The 22929-nt window shown below is 33.6% G+C and carries 24 protein-coding genes; 15 read left to right on the forward strand and 9 right to left on the reverse strand.

Annotated features, from left to right (window positions below; all coding sequences use genetic code 11):
- Position 1: 1 nt before the first annotated feature.
- On the reverse strand, positions 2–1771 hold the full coding sequence (dsbD, locus tag GJV85_RS07750) for a protein-disulfide reductase DsbD (RefSeq protein ID WP_242689767.1): 1770 nt from the start codon (positions 1769–1771) through the stop codon (positions 2–4).
- 179 nt (positions 1772–1950) lie between these two features.
- Between dsbD and GJV85_RS07755 the strand changes: the two genes are divergently transcribed.
- A complete protein-coding gene (locus GJV85_RS07755; RefSeq protein ID WP_207560821.1) occupies positions 1951–2169 on the forward strand; it encodes a (2Fe-2S)-binding protein in 219 nt (72 codons plus the stop codon).
- Here GJV85_RS07755 and GJV85_RS07760 read toward each other — a convergent pair.
- A complete protein-coding gene (locus GJV85_RS07760) occupies positions 2150–2647 on the reverse strand; it encodes a nucleoside 2-deoxyribosyltransferase (protein WP_207560822.1) in 498 nt (165 codons plus the stop codon). The two genes, GJV85_RS07755 and GJV85_RS07760, sit on opposite strands and share 20 nt — an antisense overlap.
- Before the next feature lie 89 nt (positions 2648–2736).
- Between GJV85_RS07760 and GJV85_RS07765 the strand changes: the two genes are divergently transcribed.
- Together GJV85_RS07765 and GJV85_RS07770 are read left to right on the forward strand one after the other, a co-directional pair.
- Positions 2737–4236, forward strand: coding sequence for a response regulator (locus tag GJV85_RS07765; RefSeq protein WP_207560823.1), 1500 nt, complete (start codon positions 2737–2739; stop codon positions 4234–4236).
- Positions 4229–4987: an oxygen-binding di-iron domain-containing protein gene (locus GJV85_RS07770; RefSeq protein WP_207560824.1), complete on the forward strand. Its 759-nt coding sequence runs from the start codon at positions 4229–4231 to the stop codon at positions 4985–4987. Before GJV85_RS07765 ends, GJV85_RS07770 begins: the two co-directional genes overlap by 8 nt.
- A gap of 82 nt (positions 4988–5069) precedes the next feature.
- On the opposite strand, the gene GJV85_RS07775 is transcribed toward GJV85_RS07770, so the two are convergent.
- The 4 genes from GJV85_RS07775 to GJV85_RS07785 all read right to left on the reverse strand — a co-directional run bounded on the left by GJV85_RS07775 (position 5070) and on the right by GJV85_RS07785 (position 7869).
- The gene (locus tag GJV85_RS07775; protein ID WP_207560825.1) at positions 5070–6416 is read right to left on the reverse strand and encodes a hypothetical protein; all 1347 of its coding nucleotides are present in this window, start codon (positions 6414–6416) and stop codon (positions 5070–5072) included.
- Positions 6417–6495: 79 nt separating this feature from the next.
- Positions 6496–6954 (reverse strand): hypothetical protein, encoded by a 459-nt coding sequence (locus tag GJV85_RS07780; RefSeq protein ID WP_207560826.1) that lies wholly within the window; start codon positions 6952–6954, stop codon positions 6496–6498.
- Positions 6955–7149: 195 nt separating this feature from the next.
- Entirely contained in the window at positions 7150–7281 is a 132-nt protein-coding gene (locus tag GJV85_RS13770; protein ID WP_255550540.1) for a hypothetical protein, read from the reverse strand.
- Between the two features lie 129 nt (positions 7282–7410).
- Positions 7411–7869, reverse strand: coding sequence for a hypothetical protein (locus tag GJV85_RS07785; protein WP_207560827.1), 459 nt, complete (start codon positions 7867–7869; stop codon positions 7411–7413).
- A 169-nt stretch (positions 7870–8038) separates the two neighbouring features.
- Here GJV85_RS07785 and GJV85_RS07790 point away from each other — a divergent pair, with 169 nt between their 5' ends.
- Positions 8039–9913 carry a sensor histidine kinase gene (locus GJV85_RS07790; protein WP_207560828.1) on the forward strand — a complete coding sequence of 625 codons (1875 nt, stop codon included), beginning with the start codon at positions 8039–8041 and terminating at the stop codon, positions 9911–9913.
- The gene (locus GJV85_RS07795; RefSeq protein ID WP_207560829.1) at positions 9910–10596 is read left to right on the forward strand and encodes a response regulator transcription factor; all 687 of its coding nucleotides are present in this window, start codon (positions 9910–9912) and stop codon (positions 10594–10596) included. Before GJV85_RS07790 ends, GJV85_RS07795 begins: the two co-directional genes overlap by 4 nt.
- Before the next feature lie 50 nt (positions 10597–10646).
- On the opposite strand, the gene GJV85_RS07800 is transcribed toward GJV85_RS07795, so the two are convergent.
- Positions 10647–10793: a hypothetical protein gene (locus tag GJV85_RS07800; protein WP_207560830.1), complete on the reverse strand. Its 147-nt coding sequence runs from the start codon at positions 10791–10793 to the stop codon at positions 10647–10649.
- 210 nt (positions 10794–11003) lie between these two features.
- Here GJV85_RS07800 and GJV85_RS07805 point away from each other — a divergent pair, with 210 nt between their 5' ends.
- From GJV85_RS07805 to GJV85_RS07830, 6 genes are all read left to right on the forward strand, one after another.
- A complete protein-coding gene (locus tag GJV85_RS07805; RefSeq protein ID WP_207560831.1) occupies positions 11004–11516 on the forward strand; it encodes a hypothetical protein in 513 nt (170 codons plus the stop codon).
- A 245-nt stretch (positions 11517–11761) separates the two neighbouring features.
- Entirely contained in the window at positions 11762–12490 is a 729-nt protein-coding gene (locus GJV85_RS07810; protein WP_207560832.1) for an outer membrane lipoprotein-sorting protein, read from the forward strand.
- Positions 12490–13707, forward strand: a complete 1218-nt coding sequence (locus GJV85_RS07815; protein ID WP_207560833.1) for an ABC transporter permease — start codon at positions 12490–12492, stop codon at positions 13705–13707. Before GJV85_RS07810 ends, GJV85_RS07815 begins: the two co-directional genes overlap by 1 nt.
- Positions 13700–14911 (forward strand): ABC transporter permease, encoded by a 1212-nt coding sequence (locus GJV85_RS07820; protein WP_207560834.1) that lies wholly within the window; start codon positions 13700–13702, stop codon positions 14909–14911. Before GJV85_RS07815 ends, GJV85_RS07820 begins: the two co-directional genes overlap by 8 nt.
- A complete protein-coding gene (locus tag GJV85_RS07825) occupies positions 14908–15579 on the forward strand; it encodes an ABC transporter ATP-binding protein (protein ID WP_207560835.1) in 672 nt (223 codons plus the stop codon). Before GJV85_RS07820 ends, GJV85_RS07825 begins: the two co-directional genes overlap by 4 nt.
- Positions 15569–16660, forward strand: coding sequence for a hypothetical protein (locus tag GJV85_RS07830; RefSeq protein ID WP_242689768.1), 1092 nt, complete (start codon positions 15569–15571; stop codon positions 16658–16660). The genes GJV85_RS07825 and GJV85_RS07830 overlap by 11 nt, the downstream gene beginning before the upstream one ends.
- Positions 16661–16689: 29 nt before the next feature.
- Here GJV85_RS07830 and GJV85_RS07835 read toward each other — a convergent pair whose 3' ends face one another.
- Together GJV85_RS07835 and GJV85_RS07840 are read right to left on the reverse strand one after the other, a co-directional pair.
- Positions 16690–18999 carry a hybrid sensor histidine kinase/response regulator gene (locus GJV85_RS07835; RefSeq protein ID WP_207560837.1) on the reverse strand — a complete coding sequence of 770 codons (2310 nt, stop codon included), beginning with the start codon at positions 18997–18999 and terminating at the stop codon, positions 16690–16692.
- Between the two features lie 198 nt (positions 19000–19197).
- Positions 19198–20070 carry a GGDEF domain-containing protein gene (locus tag GJV85_RS07840; RefSeq protein ID WP_207560838.1) on the reverse strand — a complete coding sequence of 291 codons (873 nt, stop codon included), beginning with the start codon at positions 20068–20070 and terminating at the stop codon, positions 19198–19200.
- 145 nt (positions 20071–20215) lie between these two features.
- Between GJV85_RS07840 and modA the strand changes: the two genes are divergently transcribed.
- Genes modA through GJV85_RS07860 form a run of 4 tightly spaced genes read left to right on the forward strand, consistent with a single transcriptional unit; the run spans position 20216 to position 22893 of the window.
- Positions 20216–20965, forward strand: coding sequence for a molybdate ABC transporter substrate-binding protein (gene modA, locus GJV85_RS07845; protein ID WP_207560839.1), 750 nt, complete (start codon positions 20216–20218; stop codon positions 20963–20965).
- The gene (locus tag GJV85_RS07850) at positions 20962–21363 is read left to right on the forward strand and encodes a TOBE domain-containing protein (protein WP_207560840.1); all 402 of its coding nucleotides are present in this window, start codon (positions 20962–20964) and stop codon (positions 21361–21363) included. Before modA ends, GJV85_RS07850 begins: the two co-directional genes overlap by 4 nt.
- On the forward strand, positions 21356–22045 hold the full coding sequence (gene modB, locus GJV85_RS07855) for a molybdate ABC transporter permease subunit (RefSeq protein ID WP_207560841.1): 690 nt from the start codon (positions 21356–21358) through the stop codon (positions 22043–22045). The genes GJV85_RS07850 and modB overlap by 8 nt, the downstream gene beginning before the upstream one ends.
- The gene (locus GJV85_RS07860) at positions 22045–22893 is read left to right on the forward strand and encodes an ABC transporter ATP-binding protein (protein ID WP_207560842.1); all 849 of its coding nucleotides are present in this window, start codon (positions 22045–22047) and stop codon (positions 22891–22893) included. The genes modB and GJV85_RS07860 overlap by 1 nt, the downstream gene beginning before the upstream one ends.
- The last annotated feature ends 36 nt before the right edge of the window (positions 22894–22929 follow it).

Raw genomic sequence — 22929 nt, forward strand, 5'->3', positions numbered from 1 at the left:
TTTAGATACTATTTAAATGTTTTAAAAAAGTATCTGCGTCTACAAAACCAATAACGGTTTTCGAGCTTATTAGCTTTGAATCTTTATCAAAAAAGAGGATAGCTGGAGGTCCAAAAACACCATATTTTTTACTAAGTGCTTTTTCTTCATCTGTATTTTTTGTAACATCTGCACGGATTAGGACAAACTCATTCATCTTATTTTTTACTTTTTCATCTCCAAATGTAAGATGATCAAGCTCTTTACATGAGGTACACCAATCAGCTGCGAAATCTAGTAAGATTTTTTTACCTCTGTTTTTTTCTAAGAGCGTATCAAGCTCGCCAACAGATCGCACTATTTCAAATGCAAGCTCTTCTTTTTTACTACCTACGGATGTAATAACCTCTTTTTGTTTTAAAAATCCTAATGGCTCTGTCATACTAGAGTAGCCCGCTAAAAATCCTACAAAAAGCGATACAGAGTAAATAAATATAACCATAGCAACACTATGTCTAAAGAAGTGGCCCTTATTATCAAATACACCTAAAAAGAAAGAAAAACCTATACCTAAAAGGCTATAGAGTATCATTGTAATAGAAGGTGCTACAACTTTTTCTAGCATCCAGATAGCCACTGCAAGCATCATCACACCAAAGATAGCTGTAACCATAGTCATCCAAGCACCAGGTTTTGGCATAAACTTACCAGCACTTACTCCAACTACGATTAATGGTATACCCATTCCTATACTCATAAAAAAGAGTGCCAATCCACCAAGAAGTGCGTCACCAGTTTGGCCTATGTATACAAGTGCACCTGCAAGTGGCGCGGCAACGCATGGTCCAACAATAAGTGCAGATAAAAATCCCATAATGGCTACGCCCACAAAACCAGATCTTTTACCTGGTGAGCTTACTTTTGCCACTAAAGAATCCGGAAGCTTAAGCTCATAAAAACCAAACATGCTAAACGCCAAGGCTACAAAAACAAAAGAAAAAGAGTAAACTACCCATGGCGTTTGAAGCGCCGCTTGAAGGTTTGCGCCAAATAGACCCGCTAATACGCCAGCTATGGTATACGCAACGGCCATAGCTAAAACATATGTCACTGAAAGTGCAAATGCTTTTTTAGTAGTAATCCCTTCACCCTGAGAGATAATCAATCCAGAAATAATGGGAATCATAGGAAATACACAAGGTGTCATTGCCAAAAGTAATCCAAAACCAAAAAACGTTAAGAGAATAGCAAGAACACTTCCTGATTTTATAGTATCTGCAATTTGGTCCATTTGAGATTTTTCTTGCGTTGCACTGTTTGTAGACTTTAAAGGTTCTACTATTTTCTCTTGTAGTCCATCAAGTGCAGCAGTATCTATACTGAGTTTATACTCTATTTTAGCTGGCTCGTAACACAAACCAAGTTCTGAGCATCCTTGATATGAAAGTACAAAAGTAATATCTTGCAGACCTGTAACTCCAGCATCATTTTTAAGTTTAATCGTAAACTCTGGAGAAGTTAAATAAACCTCTTCATCATGATGATTTGTTGTTTTAGGAGCATCTATTTTTGAAATAGAGACTCCACTGGAATCTTTTAGCTCAAGCTTCAGTGCATGCTCATAAAGATATATATCATCTCCAAGTTCTACACCTGCTACTATATTCATTTGCGAATTTACTTTAGCATAAGGCTTGAAGGCTTCTTCTGGCATTAAAAAATCACCACCATGTAGTGAAGTAAAACTAAATAACATAACTAAAACTAAATACAAACTTTTAAATAATCTCATGTAGACCCTTTTTAACTTATGCGAAAGTATAACATTCACATGTGTACTTTTTGTGTAGCGATAGTTTACTATTATATTTTAAACAAAGGGACTTAGTTCAAACTCTTTTATTCTTAATTAAACAAGATTTGATACACTTTCAAAAATTATGTTTTACAACTAAAAAATAAGGAAACACCTTGGATATAAAAACTGAAATCTGTGCATGTAACTCACTAACGATAGAAGATATCGCAACATGCATAAAAGAGAATAACTTCACTACTATGGAAGAACTATTAGAGAACCAAATTTGTCCTATGGGTGATAAGTGTGAATCTTGTCGAGATGAGGGAATAAATAACGATGGTCTAAATATCCCTATGGTACTCGCAATGGTTAAACGCGGAGTACTTTAAGTACATCCTCAAAATCACCAGACACTACCTGCTCAACTGAGCAAGCTATCATAAGATTTATAGGGTGATCAAAATCCTCTATAAATCTTCCTTCATTATCAAAGAAGAACTCTCCCTCTTGAACTTTTTCATTCTCACTAAACTGATCTACATAAGAGCAACTCTCTTTCATATACCCATAAACTCTCTTACCTAGTCCATATGCATACCCACACTCCCAAATAGTACCACTATCTGCTTCTTTGCCTCGAAAACTATTGAGGTTTGCTATGACTATATCTGCCTCATTTATCATCTTTACATTTGCTATAAATATATCCGAAGCAATTTTATGTTTTTCTTGGTCAAAATCTGCTTCATTATCAAGAGGATAAAGGCCTATATACCCATACTTCTTACAGAGGGCTACAAGTTTTTTTCCTATTTCTTTAGAATTTTTTTCAAAAACATCTGGTCCAGCAATATATATTTTTTTCATATTTTCTCTATTTTTAATATGATGATAACATATAATTTTGCTTTTAACTTCTATGATGATATAATCTACAGATGTATAAGGCTGTATAGATGGATGATTTAAAAAAACTCAAACAACAAGCACAGGGCTTCAAACTTCTTTATGTAGAAGATAATGACTCACTTAGAGAAAATGCTTCAAAATTACTTCGAAAGCTTTTCGATGGTGTTGAAGTAGCAGAAGATGGTGCTGTAGCATTTGAACTCTTTAAAAAACATCACTTTGACATTGTTATTACTGATATTAAAATGCCAAATATGAATGGTATAAGCCTCGCCCAACATATAAAAAAAATAAAACCAAACACACTTATAATAATAATGTCAGCATTTGATGACAAAGAGTACCTCTTAGACTCTATTGAGGTTGGTATTTTTCGCTTTATTAAAAAACCAGTCAAAATATCCGAGTTATCTGATGTTTTAGAAGAAGCACTTCATCACCTCAGACAAGAGATAAACTCTAAACTTTTCACCAAACATCTAGAAAATATTTTTAATTATCAGAGTTCTATGGTTATGATGATTAATGACACAAAACCTATTATTGCAAATGATATGTTTTTAGATTTTTTTGATTGTGAAACAATTAATGAGTTTAAAAAAAAGCATGATAACTTTGGAAGTGAATTTTTACCTCATGATGGCTTTTTATATAATCATGATGAAATTGAGTGGCTAGATAAGCTAAAAACAAATGAAAGAAAACTTTTCCATATTAAAATTAGAAACTTAGAAAATAAACTAAGACACTTTATACTCAAGTATCAAAGTGTTCCTGAAAAAAATGGCTATGGTGTTTTATCATTTGAGGATGTAACAGAGCTAAACCTTCTCAAACTCTTTGATCAAAAACAGACAAGTAGTGATGACTTGAAATTAAATACAGAGGCTATGATTGACCTTCTTGAAGTTATTCAAAGAAATAGTGCAAAAATAAGTATGCATAACTATTATAAAGGTCTAAGTATTACAAATAGTGCAATTATCTCTGAGATGAGTAATGAAGAGATAACTATTAAAACAACTTACCTTCAACAAAAAGCCATACAAAATGAGCAAAGAACACTTATAGTTTCAGAAGCACTACCTAGTGCTATACAGTGTACTGATATTGGTGATATTAGTTTTGAAAATCAGAGTGTGGTATTGAAATCACTCAGTTTTGCCCACACTTCACCTATTCAAAGAAAAACTATACGGGTCGGGATAGAGGGAAAACAAAATGTTTCTCTTTTTTTAGCTGAGGGGAAATTTCATGGTGATATCGAGATAGAAGATATATCTTTAGATGCTGTAAAACTGAGATTAAAAGCTCTTCCTGCAGGTTTAGAAAAGGGAAGTGTAGTACGACTAGATATTGTACTAGAACTCGACAAACATCCACTTATCATAAACACTGAAGCAACACTTCTTAGAAAAAGTGAATCTAGACTTAATTATAGTGTTGTTTTTATATTTAAAGAGACAAAAAAAAGTGAGCTTGTAAAATATATTACTAAACGCCAAATGGCAATAATTAGAGAATTTAAAGGATTACAAAATGGCTGAGAAAGAAAAAATACTTTATGATGATGGTAAACATAAGTGTGTAATGTTTAGTTTTGATGATGAATCCCACGAAGACTCTTTTTTATCAGTAAACCAATACCTCATAGTTCAAAATGGCTCTGGAGTTTTAGTAGACCCTGGAAGTGAGGTCATCTTCGAAGAGCTTTATGATGCAGTCTCTAAACATGTAGAGATAGAGAACATCAAGTTTATTTTTTTCTCTCATCAAGATCCTGATGTATCAGGCTCAATTTCTCAATGGGCTATCAGCACAAAGGCAAAATTTGTCATGTCAGCTTTATGGGTACGCTTTATGAGTCACTATGGTTTTATGGAGATGGATAGAGTACTTTCACTTGCTGATCATGGTGCAAAGATAAACTTTGGAGATGACTATCTAAAGTTTATTCCAGCACACTTTTTACACTCTCCTGGCAACTTCTCACTCTATGATTCTAGGTCAAAGATTGTTTTTTCTGGAGATATTGGTGCAGCTATACTCGATGCTCCTGAGACTTACAAATGTGTAGATGAGTTTGAAAAACACCTGGAGTATTTACTCCCTTTTCATAAACGCTATATGGGCTCAAACAAGCTTACTCGCGCATGGGTTAAAAGCATACAAACAAACGATGTGAAGATGATAGCACCGCAACACGGTTTTATCTTCGAAGATGAAAATGTAGGAAAATTTCTTGAGTGGTTTGAGGAGCTTCAGTGTGGGAGTGACTTTATAGATGAGCTTTATTAAAATATAGATTTATAAAATTTTTACTACCACTAGAAATAGTGGCAGTAAGTGAAAAATTCTGAGGAGGAATTTTTATTTTATTCTAGTTACCGTAGTATGCAAGTATATTCGCATTTCCAGATGTTCCAACTTGGTTTGCATAGTCAGCTTCTGAACATGAGCGAGAGTTTAAACCATCAATAATAGTATAAACCTTTACATTTGCAGTAACTGTTGGATTAGTAAAACCAAAATCTGTACAACTTGCTGTTGTATTTTCCGATTTAAACCCACTGTTATTTGAGAATCCTGAGAGTAAACTATCTGCTATTGGTTGGCTAATATTTTTATAGATAATAATACTGCTATATCCACTTAAGTTTACAGAAGTGTTCGTGCTAGCATCCGGAGTTACAACTGTAGGAGTAGTTAGAGCTATTGTTGTAGAGCCGTAATCTTGCATGGTATCACCATAGTACCCAACATGAGTGACACTACTACCATTTGTAGGTGTTTGAGAATCAAAAGTAAATACTTCTTTGTCACCATCCATCATCTCTACAGTCAAAACATTTCCTACAACACTCCAATTATATACATTTGGAGTTCCTCCAGGTTGAAAAATCACATCAACAGTATAATCATCTTTAAAAACTGAATTATCAAATATATTATCTATACCAGTAATATTGTTTTGAAGAATAGCTGTTTCTAGTGTAGAAACAAGACCTAATATATCTTTATTAAAAAGAGCTATTTCGCTATTATTAACTGCAAATACATTCTTATTTGTAACTAAATCACCAATTACTTTTACTTCAAAATCTTTAGCTGTTGCATCTGCACCCAAAGAGGAGTCAATAGTTCCAAACTGAGTAAGAACAGCATTCTCATCCGGTAGGGCATTTGAATTTTCTTTCATATCTTTATATATAGCATTCGCCACAACAAAAACATCTCTTGGTGCTTTTGAAGGAACTTTGAGTAAATCTTCTGCTGTTACACTTCCAGCCTCTCCAACACCATTAGCATTTAGTCTCGCAACTAAATCATTTAACTTACTATCTCTTATAGTCTCATTTGCATCTGCAATAAAAGTAGTAACAGGTGTAACCGTAGTTGTATATGATCTCATCTCTATGTCTAGCTTCACATCATTTAGATCCATAACACCATCATCATTAACATCAATCCATCCACCATTTACTAGAACAGGGTATACAGGTTCATTAGTAAATGTATAAACATTTTGTCTTGACTTTTGTGTTGCTACTTGAGCAGGAGATGATGAATCAGTTACATTTGCACCAAAAACTTTCCCACGCTCTACCACTACATCTGTTCCTGGAGCTGAATCATTAGAATCACTAGTACAACCAGTTACTCCTAAAGAGAGTACAGTTACTAGTGCTAAACTCATGCCTATCTTCATGTTTTTTTCTATTTTCATTTTTGTCCTTTATTTTTTGTACATTTTAACTATGCTTACTACTTCTTGTTACACCTCTATTGAGGTATAACAAGCACAATTATTTTTGTTTTGCTTCCCATCTTATGATGTCTTCTTCACCAAACATAACTGTACGAATTTTTGTAACTTCTGCACCTGGTTTATCTATAACTTTCTGGTTTCTAGCATTGGCATATTTTTTCATACACTCTTCTTCTGTTTTAACATAGAAAGTCTCTTGATCCCATGTTTTGTATTGCTTATCTAAAGGCATTCCAATACGAAATTTTTTGTTTTTCCCATTTCCAACTTCACGCTCACAAGTAAACTCAAGTGTTTTATATGTGGCGTCAATTACTAACTTTGTACCTTTTTGTCCCATAACTTCTATAGACTCATCACTTTTAATATCAAAGCTTACAAGCTCTAATTTATCTGTTTTTAGTGTATCTTTTAAAAACTCTTCGTTATAAGAAGAACACCCACTAAGCGCTATCATTGACACAAGACCTAAGCCTACTACTACTTTTTTTATCATTTCTGATCCTTTGTTTTTTTGCACATTTAAATTATGCTTTACTTTAGTGACAGCATGTGTCACAATCTATTTTACAAACCAATTTTTTGACCACAAGGTCTTATAATCGATCTCTTATAATCCCTTTTATGCAGCATCTTTATCTTTTTGTGTTGGATTTCTAAATAATGCTATATCTTTAAAGGCATGTTTAAATTAGTCGTGACAAGCTGGACACTTGTATGTTCCAAATACACTCATATCTTTAAACATTTCACCGCACTTACTACATTTAACCCAATCACCTCTTGCTGACACTTTGAATGATAAGATTTTTGTATTAATCATTTTATTTCCTAAATTTTAATTTACCAATTCACTTTCATAAATAGGTATATTCAAGTTTCCAAACGATGTGGCTTTTTGAATATCCCTACTACTTCTTGTTACACCTCTAGTGAGGTATAACAAGCACAATTATTTTTGTTTTGCTTCCCATCTTATGATGTCTTCTTCACCAAACATAACTGTACGAATTTTTGTAACTTCCGCACCTGGTTTATCTATAACTTTCTGGTTTCTAGCATTGGCATATTTTTTCATACACTCTTCTTCTGTTTTAACATAGAAAGTCTCTTGATCCCATGTTTTGTATTGCTTATCTAAAGGCATTCCAATACGAAATTTTTTGTTTTTCCCATTTCCAACTTCACGCTCACAAGTAAACTCAAGTGTTTTATATGTGGCGTCAATTACTAACTTTGTACCTTTTTGTCCCATAACTTCTATAGACTCATCACTTTTAATATCAAAGCTTACAAGCTCTAATTTATCTGTTTTTAGTGTATCTTTTAAAAACTCTTCGTTATAAGAAGAACACCCACTAAACGCTATCATTGACACAAGACCTAAGCCTACTACTACTTTTTTTATCATTTCTGATTCCTTTTTGTTTATTTCAACATTATTTCTAAATATAATGACAAGATATGTCATAAATTTAGTGATGTTGTAAATTATTTTAAAATAGTACTATTGAAATGGGTACTAATTGTGAATTTATGCTATTATTCCGACAAAAATTCACTGATAGAGAGGTTTGCTATTGAGTAATGCAAGATTATTCAGTTTACTAATGTTAGCTTTTCTATTTATAGTATCTACAAATTTAGTCGCAGATACTATAAATATAAACAGTAATACAGAAAGTATCAATATATTTAAAAAATCTAAAATATATTTTGATAAGGACAGTCAAAAGAGCGTTGCTGATCTTAGAGATATAGAAAAAGAGTTTATTTCTGTATTAAATGATTTTGTCAATTATGGCTACATGTTTAAAGATACACTTTGGGTAAAATTTAGAGTTAAAAATAGTTCAGATAAGGATATATTGAAATATCTTGTTCTTGACTCTCCAAACATAGATATCATAAACCTTTATTTTTATAAAGACAATAAAGAGTATCAATATGAAGATGGTATTTTTAATAGACAATCATTTGAAAGTGAACTCTCTTTTAAATTTCCATTAGCTTTACAAGCCCATGAAACTATTACTTACTATTTGGAACTAAAACCAATTACTCATTCACTACATTTTAGTTTAAAAATTAAAGATTATAAAACCTTCAAAAATGATGACTTACATCATCAGCTTATCCTAACTATTTTCTTTAGTATATTATTTATAATAATTATGTCTAATGTTGTCATCTATATGAATACCAAAGATACAATTTATATATATTATTCTTTTTTCATATTTAGTATTTTTATCCACCATCTTTATATTAGAGGTATGATTGCTTACTTTTTACCTTCAAATCCTGAAATAATCACAATGCAGGCTTATATGCCAGTCTATAATCTATCACTTGCTGTCATTGCTATATTTATGTTTGCAAGAAAGTTCTTAAACCTTTATAGATATAAAAAAATATACTTTGTACTAAAATTATTCATTTTAGCTGTTTTTTACATATGTATTTTTCACTCAAAAGAGAACTATATTTTAAACTATCTAACACCTGTCGCTCTCCTCTTCGCTATTTACATAGGCTTAATAGGCTTATACTTATTTGTTGAAAAAAAAGAAAAGAATGCCAAATATTTTTTCTTTATTTGGAGTCTTTCACTTATAGGGATGATTGGTACGATCTTGTACTATATAGGTGTTATACCTAGTGCAATTCCTTACCTTTTTGAAATAACGATAATAATTGAAGTTCTTCTTTTTTCACTTGTTTTATCAAGCCAGATTAAAGATTTACAAAAAGAAAAGATAGAAAAAAATAAAATTATGCTTGAACAATCAAAATTAGCATCTATGGGTGAGATGCTACAAAACATCTCTCATCAATGGAGACAGCCACTCTCTGAGATAAACGCCGTTGCCATGAAGTTAGATGCCGATTTTTACAAAAAAAGGTTAACGCAAACAACTCTTGAAGCAGATATAGAGCGAATCGAAAATATCACCTCCCATATGTCAGACACTATAGAGAGCTTTAACTCCTACTTTAAAAAGAGTAAACAAATCGATGAAACTTCACTAGAAATAGTAATCAATAAAGCACTTAATCTTGTTCATAGTAAACTGCAAGGTGTTGAGATAAACCTATCTTATCAAGAGAATTCAAAGATAAGTATCAATACAAGCGAACTAATTCAAGTTCTTCTAATAATACTAAATAATGCATTTGACGCACTTAGCTTAAACAATATACAAAACAAAACTATTACAATCACAACAAGTAAGTTAGAGAATAAACATATAATTCAAATAGAAGATAACGCAGGTGGAATAAAAAAAGAGAATTTGAGTAAAATTTTTGAACCATACTTTAGTACAAAGTTTCAATCAAATGGTATAGGTATAGGTCTTTATATGGCAAATATGTTAGCAGAAGAGAGCCTAATGGGGTCACTCAGTGTATCAAACACCCAAAATGGAGCGAGGTTCAAAATCGTATTATGAAGAGATTAAAATTACTATATGCAGAAGATGAAAAAAAAACACGTCGTGATCAAGTTATATATATTGAGAGTCGATATGATTTTGATATTTATGAAGCTGATGATGGTGTTCAAGCACTAGCACTTTACAAAAAGTATAAACCAGACATTGTTCTCACTGATATCACAATGCCAAATATGAGTGGACTAGAATTAGCCAAAGAGATACGAAAAATCTCTCAGCAAACTAAAATCATTATAGCAACAGCGCATTCAGAGCAAAAAAAACTTTTAGAAGCATTTAGTTCGGATGTGATAAATTACCTTTTAAAACCTATCAATAGAGAAAAACTAAGAAGCAGTATAGATACGGCAATAGAGACTTTACCAAAAAATCCTAATTTAAATACAAATGAAATAGTGTTAAATGAATCTTCGAAATTTAATTTGATTAGCCATGAGTACTTTATTGATAGTGAAATTATAAAACTCTCTAAGTCAGAGAGCAAATTACTACAACTACTGTGTGAATACAAAAACCAGGATATAACTGCTTATGATATATTTGTTCATGTATGGGATGATCTTGATAAAGAGTTTAGTACAGATTCTGTTAGAACATTAGTTAAAAAACTTAGGAAAAAACTACCTGAGGGGATTTTGAAAAATATCTATGGTGGTTTTTATAAGTTAAGTGTCAAATAAGAGTTAGGACTGTAAATCTTATACAGCCCTAAAAGCCAAGAGAAAATGTTTTATTTTCCTGCATCCGATTTACATTTTGCTGAGCAATATGAACCATGTTGATGACCAAATGGATTTGCGAATGTTCTACCACACCATTTACACACTTTTGACGCTGAAAACTCTCCAAGAGTTTTTACTATGTTGTTATTTTTCATTTTCTTTCCTTTATTTTTTTGTTAAATTTACAAAGTAGATTACTTTTAGATTATAACTATAAAAAATAGATATAATTTTTTTAACATAAAAATGATACTTGACAAATGTGTACCAATTGTGAAGAATTTTCAATTCAATTATCTTAATTAAATAAAAGTGACAGATTCTGTCTCAAGAAATGTATATCATTATGTAGAAAAGGATTTAAAATGAAAGTATCAGAAATGGAAGGATTAATGCCGATGATGCCAAGCGAATTAGCAATGAGGAAAGATTTTTTTATATATTTTGAGGGTGTATCGGAAGAGACCTTACGGTTAGATTTTATAGAAAAAGATTTTTTATCTTATTACTTTTTAATAGGAATAAAATATTCAACTAGATATTGGTTTCCTGTATGTGACAAAACGAGCCCTTTTATGGAAAAACTTTTCATAAAACTTTATGGTAGTGAAGAAAAACTTTTACTTAAAAGAGCACCCTTGTTAGAAAAAACTCGAATGGCACTTAATTCTATTAATGATATAAGGGAATATCAAAATCGAGGCATAGATACTGAGAAAGATGTTATGGAGCTAATTACTACTCAAAAACAATACCTACTTGCTATTTATGAGATGCTTGAATTTGAGTTTGGATTAGGCACATTTTCTCCAAAAATTGATTATTTAGGAGAATTCGAAGAATGGAAAAAGGATGTGAAATTAAATGGTTTAAAGTAGTTCTTTACTGAAGAAATTTTAACTCTTATGATATTTTTGTTCAAGTATAGGATGATTTTGACAAAGAGTTTAGTTCGGATTCTGTTATGACATTAGTTAAAAAGCTTAGAAAGAAACTACCTGATGGAGTTCTACAAAACATTTATGGTGGTTTTTATAAGCTTTGTCTAGCATAAAGCAGTAAACTTTTTTGATATAATTGTTTTATCTAATGTAGAAACCATAACTATAAAAAGGATTTTACAATGAACAAAACACTTCTTTCACTTCTATTCTCCTTTACTCTTCTTTTTTCTAACGAAGCACTAGAGATCATGAAAAAAGTAGATAACAATATGCGTGGAGAAAACGTCTATATGAAGTTGAACCTCAGCATAACCTCCATGGGTCACACTAGAGTTATGAAGATGGAGAGTTGGTCTCAGGGAAGTGATAAGAGTTTTGTAAAAACGCTCTACCCTCCAAAAGATAGAGGCATAACCTTTTTAAGTTTAGATAATCAGATGTGGCAGTACATTCCTAAGATAGAGCGAGTTATAAAAATCCCACCCTCTATGATGTTACAAAACTGGATGGGTACCGACATTACAAATGATGACATAGTCAAGCAGAGTTCACTCATAGAAGATTACACCGCAAAACTACTTAAACGCGAATCTAACATTGCAACCATAGAGTTAGTCCCACGAGAAGATGCCGCAGTTGTATGGGGTAAGATAGTCTCTAAAATAGATACAGATACATACACTAGCACACAAGATACTTTTTATGATGAAGATGGTTTAGAAGTACGAGTTTTTACGTATAAAGACGTAAAAAAGATAGGCAAATACTTTATACCAACTATCTGGAGGATTACACCTCTTGATAAACAAGGTAACTTCACAGAGATTAAGATAGAAGACGTAGCGTTTGACACAGAGATATCCGATACCTACTTTAACAAGTCGGCTCTTAAGAGGTTCTCACGTTAATGTTCTCTCTAGCGATTAAGAACATCCTCTTTTATAGAAGTCGCTCGATCACTACGATTATACTAACCTTTATCTCTGCCCTACTCTTTATAGTCTATGTCTCTATGATGGATGGCTCACACGACTCTATGCTTAAAAACGCTCTTAAAGTCTATACTGGCCCTATAGAGATATATAAAAAGGGTTACCGCGACATAGGAGGAAATGAGTATCTTATTCGTGACGTCAACGCCATTACTCAAAAGCTCTCTCGCATAGAGGGTATAAAGTCCTACACTTCGCGTTATGAGACCTATGCTCTGCTCTCGTCCAAAGAGTATTCAACAGCTTCTATGATAGCGGGCGTAACGCCAGAAGATGAAAAATCTATGAGTCAGTTAGAAGTCGCTCTCACAGAGGGTAAGTTTTTAACGGAAGATGATGCTAACTGCATATATGCTGGAGAGGGAGTGGTAAAAAAGCTTCATATTAAACTAGGAGATGAAGTAAGCTTTATAGGCTCTGCAAGTGACAACTCTTTTGCCGCGGATATTTTCAGACTCTGTGGCATTTTTAAAACAGGCTCCTTTGAGTTTGACGCTTCAAGCGCCTTTGTAAGTAGAAGCTACTTTGACACCCTTACTTACTCGATGAATACCGCTTCATATATAAACATACATGTTGAGAACTTAGAAAATGTAGACCTCATCAAAGAGGAAATATCCAAACTTCTTGATGACGACTTAGAGATACTTACATGGAAAGAGTTGATGAAGCCTATGGTTGAGGCCATGAAGGTAGATAGCATCTTTGGCTATATCTCCATCAGTCTCTTTTTTGTGGTTATCTTTTTCGTTATCATGATATTTTCATTTATAAACGTCAGTTCGCGAGTTAAGGAGTTTGGAGTGCTTCGCTCCATAGGACTAAGCAAGTCAAACGTCACACGACTACTCACTTATGAGATGTTTATACTCTCCACTCTAGCCATTCTTATCGCCACTCCCATTGGAGCGTATATAGCTTACTACTTTAGTCTCTACCCTATTATTATAGAGGGAATGAGTGAGACATATAAGGAGTATGGCGTTATTTCAGACGAACTACCATTTAACTTTGACGTTTTTACCATAACTTGGAATGTTTTACTTATATACTCTCTTAACTTCCTTAGTATTCTCTACCCAATACTCTATATAAACGCGTTTAACCCAATTGAGGCTACAAAACATGTATAGTCTTATATTTAAACTAGCGTTTAGCAATGCCTTTTTGCGTTTAAACAGAACCATCTTGCTTATTCTTATGATTAGTGTGAGTATGAGTATGATGATAAGCATTCAGGGTTTATATGACGGGATGACTCTCTCACTCATAGATAAGAGCAAACGAAGCGACTCTGGGGAAATAAGCGTCTATGGCAATGGTTATAGACTCGATAAAAGTCTAAGTAATAATATCCATGGGTATCAGCAGTTAAAAAACGAACTTCAAGATATGGAAGACATAAAACGTCTTGCGTTTAGACTCAAAGCGGATGGACTTATATCTACTGCTAGAAAATCCTCTTTTGCCACTATGATAGGCATAGACTTAAAAGAAGAGGAGAAGTTTGGCAAGTTTAGTGAGTTTTTAGTTGAGGGGGAACTCTCACTTGGTAAACGCGACATATTGCTTTCAAAAGAAGTAGCTAAAAACCTCAAAGTAAAAGTCGGCTCAAAGATAATATTTTCCACACAAGACAGCAGTGGTGAGATTAACGCCATGGCTCTTAAAGTCAAAGCTCTCATTACTACAAACAACATTGCACTAGATAGTTCAGCCATATACATAAATAGAGAGAGGCTGAGAAAGTTTCTCTCTCTTAGTAATGACATCATAACACAAGTAGCAATTCGAAGTGATTCAGAGACTCTAAAAGAACTCCTTACTCAAAAATACAACAAACTTGACGTAAAAAGCTTTTTAGAGCTCTATCCTATGATACAACAGATGCAAGATATGATGCTTATCTTTAACTCTATCACATTTGTTATAGTTATGAGTGTAGTTTTCATAGGCATCATGGGAGTCATGTATGTCTCCATACTTGATAGAATACGAGAGTTTGGCATCATGAGAAGTATAGGTCTCTCATACAGACTCATTCGTCTGCAAATATTTTCAGAAGCCATTTTCTTAGGTTTGGCGGGTTATCTCTTTGGAGCGCTGTTTGGATTTGGAGCTCTTTATTACCTTCATAGTTTTGGTCTTGATTTGAGTGAGTTCTCTGATGGAATGGAGAGCTTTGGAATGAGTAGCGTTATATACGCTCAGATTAAAATAGACTATTTCAGTTCTACATTTATTGCGATACTTTTAGCATCACTCATAAGTGTTCTTCCAGCACGTAAAAAGATAAAAACTATGAATAGCATCGAAGTTACAAAGGTTGAGACATGATAAGAGTGGAAAATTTAAACAAATACTTTTTCAAAGGCGAAGAGCGTGAACTACATGCCCTTAAAGATATAAACCTCACAATCGCCAAAGGAGAGTACTCTCTCTTTACAGGACCTTCAGGGTGTGGAAAGACAACTCTTTTAAACGCCATTGGGGGCCTTGATAGCATTGACTCGGGAAAAGTTTATTTGAACGACATTGAGATAAGTCAGCTAAGCGAAGATGAGAGAACTAAAATACGACTTGAAAAGATTGGCTTTGTTTTTCAAGCCTACAACCTCATTCCTGTTTTAAGCGTAGAAGAAAATATAGGGTTTATCATGAAACTTAGAGGCTTTAGTAACAAAGAGATAAACGCGAGGGTAAAAGAAGTAGCCTCTCTTTTAGAGATTGATACCAAACTTAAGTCCCTTCCAAACACTCTAAGTGGTGGACAACAACAGCGCGTGGCAGTCGCTCGTGCAGTCGCAGCTAAGCCCGAACTCATTTTGGCAGATGAGCCAACAGCAAACCTAGACTCTAAAAACTCCGAGTCTTTGATGAATATGATGCGTTCACTCAATGAAAAAGAGGGTGTTAGCATTATATTTGCCTCACATGATGAGTACGTACTTAGTAGCGTTGATAGAGTTATAAAACTAAACGATGGTGAAATTATTGAAAGTTAAACTATTTATATCGCTTCTTTTACTTCTTCTTGGGACTTCTTTTTTAAACGCAGATACTCAAACAAGATTTGAAAACTCTAACTTCACTCTAAGCGACACTCAAGAACACTATAACTACAATAGATCGCGTTTGAGAGTAGACTATCAACAAGAGAACTATTTTGCCACGCTCATTGGCGACGTACTAAACTACTACGGTATTGATAGCCCACTCATAGCTGTAGCAGATACTCCTCTTGCTATAAAGAGTAGACAAAAAGAGTATGAAAATGGCTCTTTATATGCCAAAGTTCACCGTCTTTATGGTGGTTATGAAGATGAAGACAACCGTATAGTTTTAGGTCTACAAAACATTACTATGGGAGTAGGCAGACTCTGGAATCCTACAAATATATTTAACCCAAGATACACTTACGCTCTTGAGCCAGATGAAACTCTTCCCGTATTAGCCCTAAGCTATACAAGACACCTCTCTTCTACATCTGACATAAGCCTAATTGCGAGTCAAAAAAATGATTTAACATACAAATATGCACTGCGTTATAAATCTTTTACCGAGTATGGAGACATAGCGTTTAACACCATTCTATCCGAACAGACTACAATGCTAGGCTACGAGCTAGAGTCAAACTTAGCAGACACCGGCATAGAGGTTAGAAGTGAAGGCGCTTACGTAAACGCGAAAATCAAACAGATTAGTTCTTCAGAAGAAAGAGAGCTCTATCAAGCCATACTTGGAGCTGACTATGGCTTTGTTAATGGTCTTAACCTTACCCTAGAAGCACTCTACTCATCTAATGCATTTAACCAAAGAGAGATACTTCTAAACAGTGACTCAGAGATTTTTAGCAACTTAAGCGACTCGCAGTTATATGTTGGTGGTGTGCTCTCTTATCCGCTAAATATCTTTTTAAATCTCTCTGTGAGTTATATAGAGAGTTTTATAACGCATAAGTCTCACTTCGTCTCACCTAACGTCACTTATACACTCAACGACTTCAACTCTTTTTCTCTTGGAGCGCTAATTCAAGATGGAGATGCTAAAAATATTTTATACTTTAACTACACTCTCTCATTTTAAGATATAAGTTTAAGTTAGTTAGTTAGTTTTTAGTTTTGTGCAAAATCCTCAAGATTTCTTAAAATCTTACTTAACTCTAGTATACTTGAAGCATGATCCTCTCCATTGTCATTATGCACTCTCTCTTGAATATCTGTTGCAATCTTTGTTATCTCATCAAAACACATCGAACTACTAGCACCCTTTAATTTATGAGCTAAAAGGAGTAGTGTTGTATTATTATTCTCACTCTGTGCTTTAAACATATCTTTTATAACTTGAGCCATGGTACTTAAAAACTTCTCAAACAGCTTCATTATAATGTCATCAGATAACTCTAAGACCACACTAGCTTTATCAAGACATTTTTGTATCTCATCATGTTCATTATACTTCGCATCTCTCTCTATAGTGTTTTGTATATCTTCTACATCTACATTAAACAGTTCATTAAGTAGAGTAAGAATATCTCTCGCATGAAATGGCTTTCCAATATGTGAGTGCATGCCTATCTCTTTGTAGATAGCTATGTCATTTTCAAGTACGTTTGAAGTCATTGCAACAATAGGCGTACTGATATTTAATGAATCTTCTAAGATTTTTTTTGTAGCTTTTATTCCATCCATCTCAGGCATATTAATATCCATAAAGATAAGATCATATTTTCTCACTTTAGCCTCATTAAATACTTTCTCTCCATTATCTACAATAGTAGTTTGGATATCTACTTTATTTAATATTTCATAGAGTAACATTTGATTGACTTCATTATCCTCAGCTATTAAAACATTAATACCTGTAAATCTCATCAGCTCGTTTGATAGACTTTCTTCTACTTTAATGTGTTCAAAAATAATATTATAAAGAGTACTAGGACACTCTTGAAATGAGTTTATATACTTTAAATTTGAGTAATTAGATAGATTTTCATAGTAAGCATCAATACATATAATAAAATAACTCTCATCATTTAATGATTTATAGAGTGCGTTAGCTTCTTGAGCATTAAAAAGTATAATAATTCGAGACTCTTTATTCAAGTCGTTCTTATCTTTTAGTGTATGTGTATGAACATTAAACTTACTTAAGTATGTAGTAACCATATCACTATATTCACTATCATAAATTACTTGAATGAAACTATCTTGTAAGCTCGTTTGTAATGTGGGTTGTTTTCCTATAGACTTATTTGCCCTAAGAACAAATGAAAACTCGCTTCCAAGATATTTTTCACTCTTAAGCTCTATCTTAGCACCCATAAGTTTTACAAGTGAAGCGCTAATGCTCAGACCTAAACCTGTACCACCAAACTTACGTGTTGTGGAGTTATCTTCTTGAGAAAATGCTTCAAATATCTTCTCTTGGCGCTCTTTAGAGATACCAACTCCATTATCTTTTACTGAAAACCGGATTGTCTGAACTCTATTACTTGATTTCATCAAGCTAGCTTTTATTGTTATTTTACCGCCCTCTTGAGTAAACTTTATGGCGTTATTGACAAGGTTTGATATTACCTGTTTTAGGTGATATCCATCCATAACTAAGTACTCATATATCTCTAAATCTATATCTAATATAAATGAGATATTTTTCTTTTTAGTCACTGGAGTAAAGTTCATATAAAGATGTTGCATCTCTTGAAATAGATTTACATCCGTAAGTTCTATCTCTAACTTTTTATTTTCAATTTTTGAGAAATCTAATATTTTATTAACAACGTCCAAAAGCATCTCAGCAGATTTTTTGATAATATCTACATAACCATGCTGCTTAGAGTTAAGTTTACACCCTTCAAGTAACTCAGTAAAGCCTATTATCCCATTCATTGGTGTTCTAATTTCATGCGACATATTTGCTATAAAATTTGACTTAGCTACTATCGCCTCTTCAGCAACTATTCTCGCCTTTTCAAAATTTGTAATATCTGTTAGTGTTGAAATATATAGACCTTGAGTGCTATCTACAGACATCTTTTTTGTGTTTACATTAAAGGTTAAAACTTCACTCTTTTTATCTAGCATATATACTTGCTGTGTAAGATTCTCACTCCCTACAAAAAAATCATCTAAGTGACACTCATCATCACAGCCTATACTTTTTCCACTACTATCTACATACATATCACATATGCAATCATACTTAGATAAGAACTCTTCCATATCTCTAAAATCAAAAGTCTCAAAGAATTTTTTATTTAGATATTCTACCTGTCCATTTTTTTGGATTAAAGCAACGATGCTCTCTAAATTATCAAGTATATTGTACAAATACTCAGCCATAGCTGTTGGGTCTTTTGTATCTATTTGTATATGAGCATTATTCTTTTCATCTGCATTATATGTATCAGTTACATTTTTCATGCTAAAGATTACTCCGTAATATTATTTTTTAACAAATTTCATACTTTATTGTCTATAATATTATCCTTGTTAATATAAAATGATGCTTTGATGAGTAGTAATACTTTTATAAAGATTAGTTATATATGCTTGAATCTATTGCAGGAAAGGTAGAGAGGGGGATAAAGATGTAGAGAGCTTTAATGACATATGTGATTATTATGAGATATTATCCTCACTCATCTCATTTTTATTCTCTCCACAGCAGACTACTCTATTACGACCTTCGTTTTTAGCTATGTAGAGTGCATTGTCCGCACACTTTATAACCTCATGAGCTTCTTTAAAATCACTTGAACACTCAGCAACCCCGATACTCACAGTAATATGCAAGTCAGAAACATTGCTATGCTTTTGAGAGTCTACAATATTCATTTTCTCTATAAATTGACGTAAACGCTCTGCTAAGTTAGTAGAAGCCTCTTCGCTAGTTGATGGACAGACAACAACAAGTTCCTCTCCACCATAACGTGCAACACAGTCACCATCTCTTACATAGTTCTTTATACCTTGACCTAACGTTCTTAAAACCTCATCACCAATGTCGTGACCATAATTATCATTTATCTTTTTAAAGTGGTCCACATCAATCATAAGTACAGAAAATGGTACTCCAAAGTGTTCAAACTTTGCAAACTCCTCTTTTACTCTCTCGTCCAAATGGCGACGATTTCGGATATTCATCAGTGAATCTGTACTATTTTCATACTCAAGTACATCTATGCGTCTTATGTCTCTTGTTGTCTCAAGAGAGAGCATTGATATCATCAGAACAAAGATAGCTCCACCAAGCAGTAAGGTTGAAACAACTGTCTCACTAGCAAAGCCATCACCAAATCTATGTTGATATATTACATGAAGATAACCACCAATAAACAAGATGATAACTAGGCTTAAAATCTTCCACTTTCTTAAAACTTGACCCTCAGGTAGTTCTAAAATAATTTTTCTCACAGATATAAGAGCTGTCATAATAAGGAGTAGTCCTATAATGTCAAAGTTTTGCACTAGCATCTGGAGTGTTTCTTGCATATCTATTCCAATAATTTATTTAGTATAGATATTATAGCCCTTCCCTCTCTAAATGTAAATAGGGGATTTTTAAGGGGATTTTCACTAAAATCACTACTAAAGTTTAAATACTAGGCTTAAAAAAAAGTCTATTATATGGAAAAAAATGCTCAAAAAAATACTTATTTTATCTCTACTCTTACCTGTTTATCTTTTGAGTTCTACTATCAATATAGCCGTTGCTACAAACGTTAGCTATGCTATGGATGAGTTAAAAAAAGAGTTTCATAACTTATACCCAGATATCAATGTTAGAGTAACGCTAGGAAGCAGTGGAAAACTAACGCCACAGATAAAAAATGGAGCTCCTTATGATGTTTTTATGTCCGCAAATATGTCATATCCTAAATCACTTTACAAAGATAAGATTGCTATCACAAAACCTCGTATCTATGCTCAAGGTAGTCTCTCTTACCTAAGTGCAAAAAAACAAGACTTCTTTAAAGGAGTGCAACTCTTAAAAGATAAAAAAATAAAAAAAATAGCAATAGCAAATCCAAAAACAGCCCCTTATGGAAAAGCGGCACTAGAAGCGTTAAAAAAGAGTGGCGTTTACAATCAGATAAAAAACAAACTCGTTTATGCCGAATCGGCTTCGCAGAGTCTTGCATACTCTATAAGTGCGGCAGATATTGGTTTTGTAGCTTCATCAGCACTCTATAGCCCCAAAATGAAAAAGTATAAAGAGGGTATTCACTGGAGTGATGTAAACGCTACTCTCTACACACCTATAAACCAAGGCATAGTTTTACTCAAACATGCTAAAAGCAACAGAGAAGCTAAAATATTTTATGATTTTATTTTAAGCCCTACTGCAAAAAAGATCCTACTTAAATTTGGATATAAAGTTTTATGAACCAGCTTATAGCTAGAGTCTCAGAGATACTTCACTGTGATACTCTGCATATAGTAAAGTTTAGCTACAACTCACAAACGCTTACAATGATGAGTCTAGAGTTAAACGCCAAAGTAAAAGTGGGCACAAAGGTAAAACTAGCCCTTAAACCTTTTAATATCGCACTAGCTAAAGAGTTGAGTGGGGATTTGAGTTTTTCAAACCAGTTAAACGCCACTATAAAGCAGTGTGAAAATGGAGTACTCCTTTGTAGCGTTATGTTAGACTTTTTTGGTTCTACACTAGAAGCCATCACTACGCTTTCAGCTTCAAAGAGTATGAATCTTCAAGTGGGTGACACTTTAAAGGTGCTTATTCATGCTAGTGATCTCTCTATAAGTGAGATTTTAGATGATTGATACGCTTTTAGCATTGGAGTTTGAGCCTTTTTTACTCTCTTTTAAATTAGCAGCACTTACAACACTCATACTTTTTACTATAAGTTTACCCCTAGCTTGGTACCTCTCGCAGACTACTTCAAAAGTTAAACCCATACTAGAGGCACTTACCGCACTGCCAATAGTCTTACCTCCATCAGTATTAGGTTTTTATATACTTGTAGCACTTTCGCAAAACTCTCCTCTTGGTGCTTTTTTTGAAGAAGTTTTTGGCGTTAGACTTGTTTTTAACTTTACAGGTCTAGTCATTGCGAGTTGTTTTTATAGTCTGCCTTTTATGGTCCAACCGCTTCAGAGTGGATTTGAGTCTATAAACAAGAATATCTTAGAGGCGAGTTATATCGCTAAAAAAAGCCAACTTCAAACTATTTTTAGAGTAGCCCTGCCAAATATTAAACCTTCGATAATGACTGCGTTTATAATTACATTTGCTCATACCGTTGGAGAGTTTGGCGTAGTTCTCATGGTAGGTGGAAGCATTCCAGGAGAGACAAAGGTTGCTTCAGTTGCCATCTATGAGATGGTCGAGATGATGGACTACAGTAGTGCCCATATATATAGTGCACTTATGGTGCTCATGAGCTTTTTAGTACTACTAAGTGTATATATATTTAATGCTAAACAAAAAAAGAACTTTTTATAATGATAAATATAGACATAACTAAACAACTCCATGGCTCAGATGGTTTTATGGATCTTGACATCAAACTAAACATCAACGAGGGTGACTTTATAGCACTTGGAGGTGAGAGTGGAAGTGGCAAAACAACACTTTTAAGAGTGCTTGCAGGTCTTGAAGATGCAAAGGGAAGCATAACCGTAGGTGATAAAACTTGGTTAAACGCTAAAGAGTCTCTATCAGTGCAAGAGAGAGATATAGGCTTTGTTTTTCAAGACTATGCCCTCTTTCCAAACATGAGTGTAAAGCAAAATCTTCTTTTTGTGAGTAAGGACAAAGAGTTAGCTGAGCATCTTTTAGAAGTAACGCAGCTGAGTTCACTCAAAGATAGAATGCCAAATAGACTCAGTGGTGGACAGAAACAAAGAGTAAGCCTCTGTCGTGCTCTTATGGCAAAACCAAAACTCCTACTTATGGATGAGCCTCTCTCAGCACTCGACCCCGCTATGAGAAGTAAACTCCAGCAGGAGATACTCTCATTACATAAAGAGTTTGGTACCACTACTATCATGGTTAGTCATGATCCAAGTGAGATGTACAGACTGAGTGAGCGGGTTATAGTTCTGGACAAAGGCAAAATTATAAATGATGGAAATGCCAAAGACGTTCTACTTAAAACGCAGGGCTCAGCAAAATTCTCTTTTGAAGGAGAGCTTCTAGACATCATCAAAGTTGATGTTATCTTCATTGCTATCATCTCTATTGGGAAACAGATTGTTGAAGTAGTTATTACAAAAGAAGAAGCACAAAACTTCACTATAGGACAAATTATAAACGTCAGTACAAAAGCCTTTTCTCCAAATGTCACTTAAATTAGTATAAAAACCGTCAAATATCATTTTTTACAA

It is taken from the genome of Sulfurimonas aquatica (assembly GCF_017357825.1).
GTDB lineage: Bacteria > Campylobacterota > Campylobacteria > Campylobacterales > Sulfurimonadaceae > Sulfurimonas > Sulfurimonas aquatica.

Bases quoted from the DNA above. Each gene is read 5' to 3' on its own strand.
- GJV85_RS07800 (WP_207560830.1), bottom strand. From the start codon at position 10,793: ATGAAAAATAACAACATAGTAAAAACTCTTGGAGAGTTTTCAGCGTCA.
- modA (WP_207560839.1), top strand. From the start codon at position 20,216: ATGCTCAAAAAAATACTTATTTTATCTCTACTCTTACCTGTTTATCTT.
- GJV85_RS07765 (WP_207560823.1), top strand. From the start codon at position 2,737: ATGGATGATTTAAAAAAACTCAAACAACAAGCACAGGGCTTCAAACTT.
- GJV85_RS07835 (WP_207560837.1), bottom strand. From the start codon at position 18,999: ATGAAAAATGTAACTGATACATATAATGCAGATGAAAAGAATAATGCT.
- GJV85_RS07760 (WP_207560822.1), bottom strand. From the start codon at position 2,647: ATGAAAAAAATATATATTGCTGGACCAGATGTTTTTGAAAAAAATTCT.
- GJV85_RS07785 (WP_207560827.1), bottom strand. From the start codon at position 7,869: ATGATAAAAAAAGTAGTAGTAGGCTTAGGTCTTGTGTCAATGATAGCG.
- GJV85_RS07820 (WP_207560834.1), top strand. From the start codon at position 13,700: ATGTATAGTCTTATATTTAAACTAGCGTTTAGCAATGCCTTTTTGCGT.
- GJV85_RS07780 (WP_207560826.1), bottom strand. From the start codon at position 6,954: ATGATAAAAAAAGTAGTAGTAGGCTTAGGTCTTGTGTCAATGATAGCG.
- GJV85_RS07775 (WP_207560825.1), bottom strand. From the start codon at position 6,416: ATGAAAATAGAAAAAAACATGAAGATAGGCATGAGTTTAGCACTAGTA.
- GJV85_RS07805 (WP_207560831.1), top strand. From the start codon at position 11,004: ATGAAAGTATCAGAAATGGAAGGATTAATGCCGATGATGCCAAGCGAA.
- GJV85_RS07770 (WP_207560824.1), top strand. From the start codon at position 4,229: ATGGCTGAGAAAGAAAAAATACTTTATGATGATGGTAAACATAAGTGT.
- GJV85_RS07860 (WP_207560842.1), top strand. From the start codon at position 22,045: ATGATAAATATAGACATAACTAAACAACTCCATGGCTCAGATGGTTTT.
- GJV85_RS07815 (WP_207560833.1), top strand. From the start codon at position 12,490: ATGTTCTCTCTAGCGATTAAGAACATCCTCTTTTATAGAAGTCGCTCG.
- GJV85_RS07840 (WP_207560838.1), bottom strand. From the start codon at position 20,070: ATGCAAGAAACACTCCAGATGCTAGTGCAAAACTTTGACATTATAGGA.
- modB (WP_207560841.1), top strand. From the start codon at position 21,356: ATGATTGATACGCTTTTAGCATTGGAGTTTGAGCCTTTTTTACTCTCT.
- GJV85_RS07825 (WP_207560835.1), top strand. From the start codon at position 14,908: ATGATAAGAGTGGAAAATTTAAACAAATACTTTTTCAAAGGCGAAGAG.
- GJV85_RS07810 (WP_207560832.1), top strand. From the start codon at position 11,762: ATGAACAAAACACTTCTTTCACTTCTATTCTCCTTTACTCTTCTTTTT.
- GJV85_RS13770 (WP_255550540.1), bottom strand. From the start codon at position 7,281: ATGATTAATACAAAAATCTTATCATTCAAAGTGTCAGCAAGAGGTGAT.
- GJV85_RS07795 (WP_207560829.1), top strand. From the start codon at position 9,910: ATGAAGAGATTAAAATTACTATATGCAGAAGATGAAAAAAAAACACGT.
- GJV85_RS07850 (WP_207560840.1), top strand. From the start codon at position 20,962: ATGAACCAGCTTATAGCTAGAGTCTCAGAGATACTTCACTGTGATACT.
- dsbD (WP_242689767.1), bottom strand. From the start codon at position 1,771: ATGAGATTATTTAAAAGTTTGTATTTAGTTTTAGTTATGTTATTTAGT.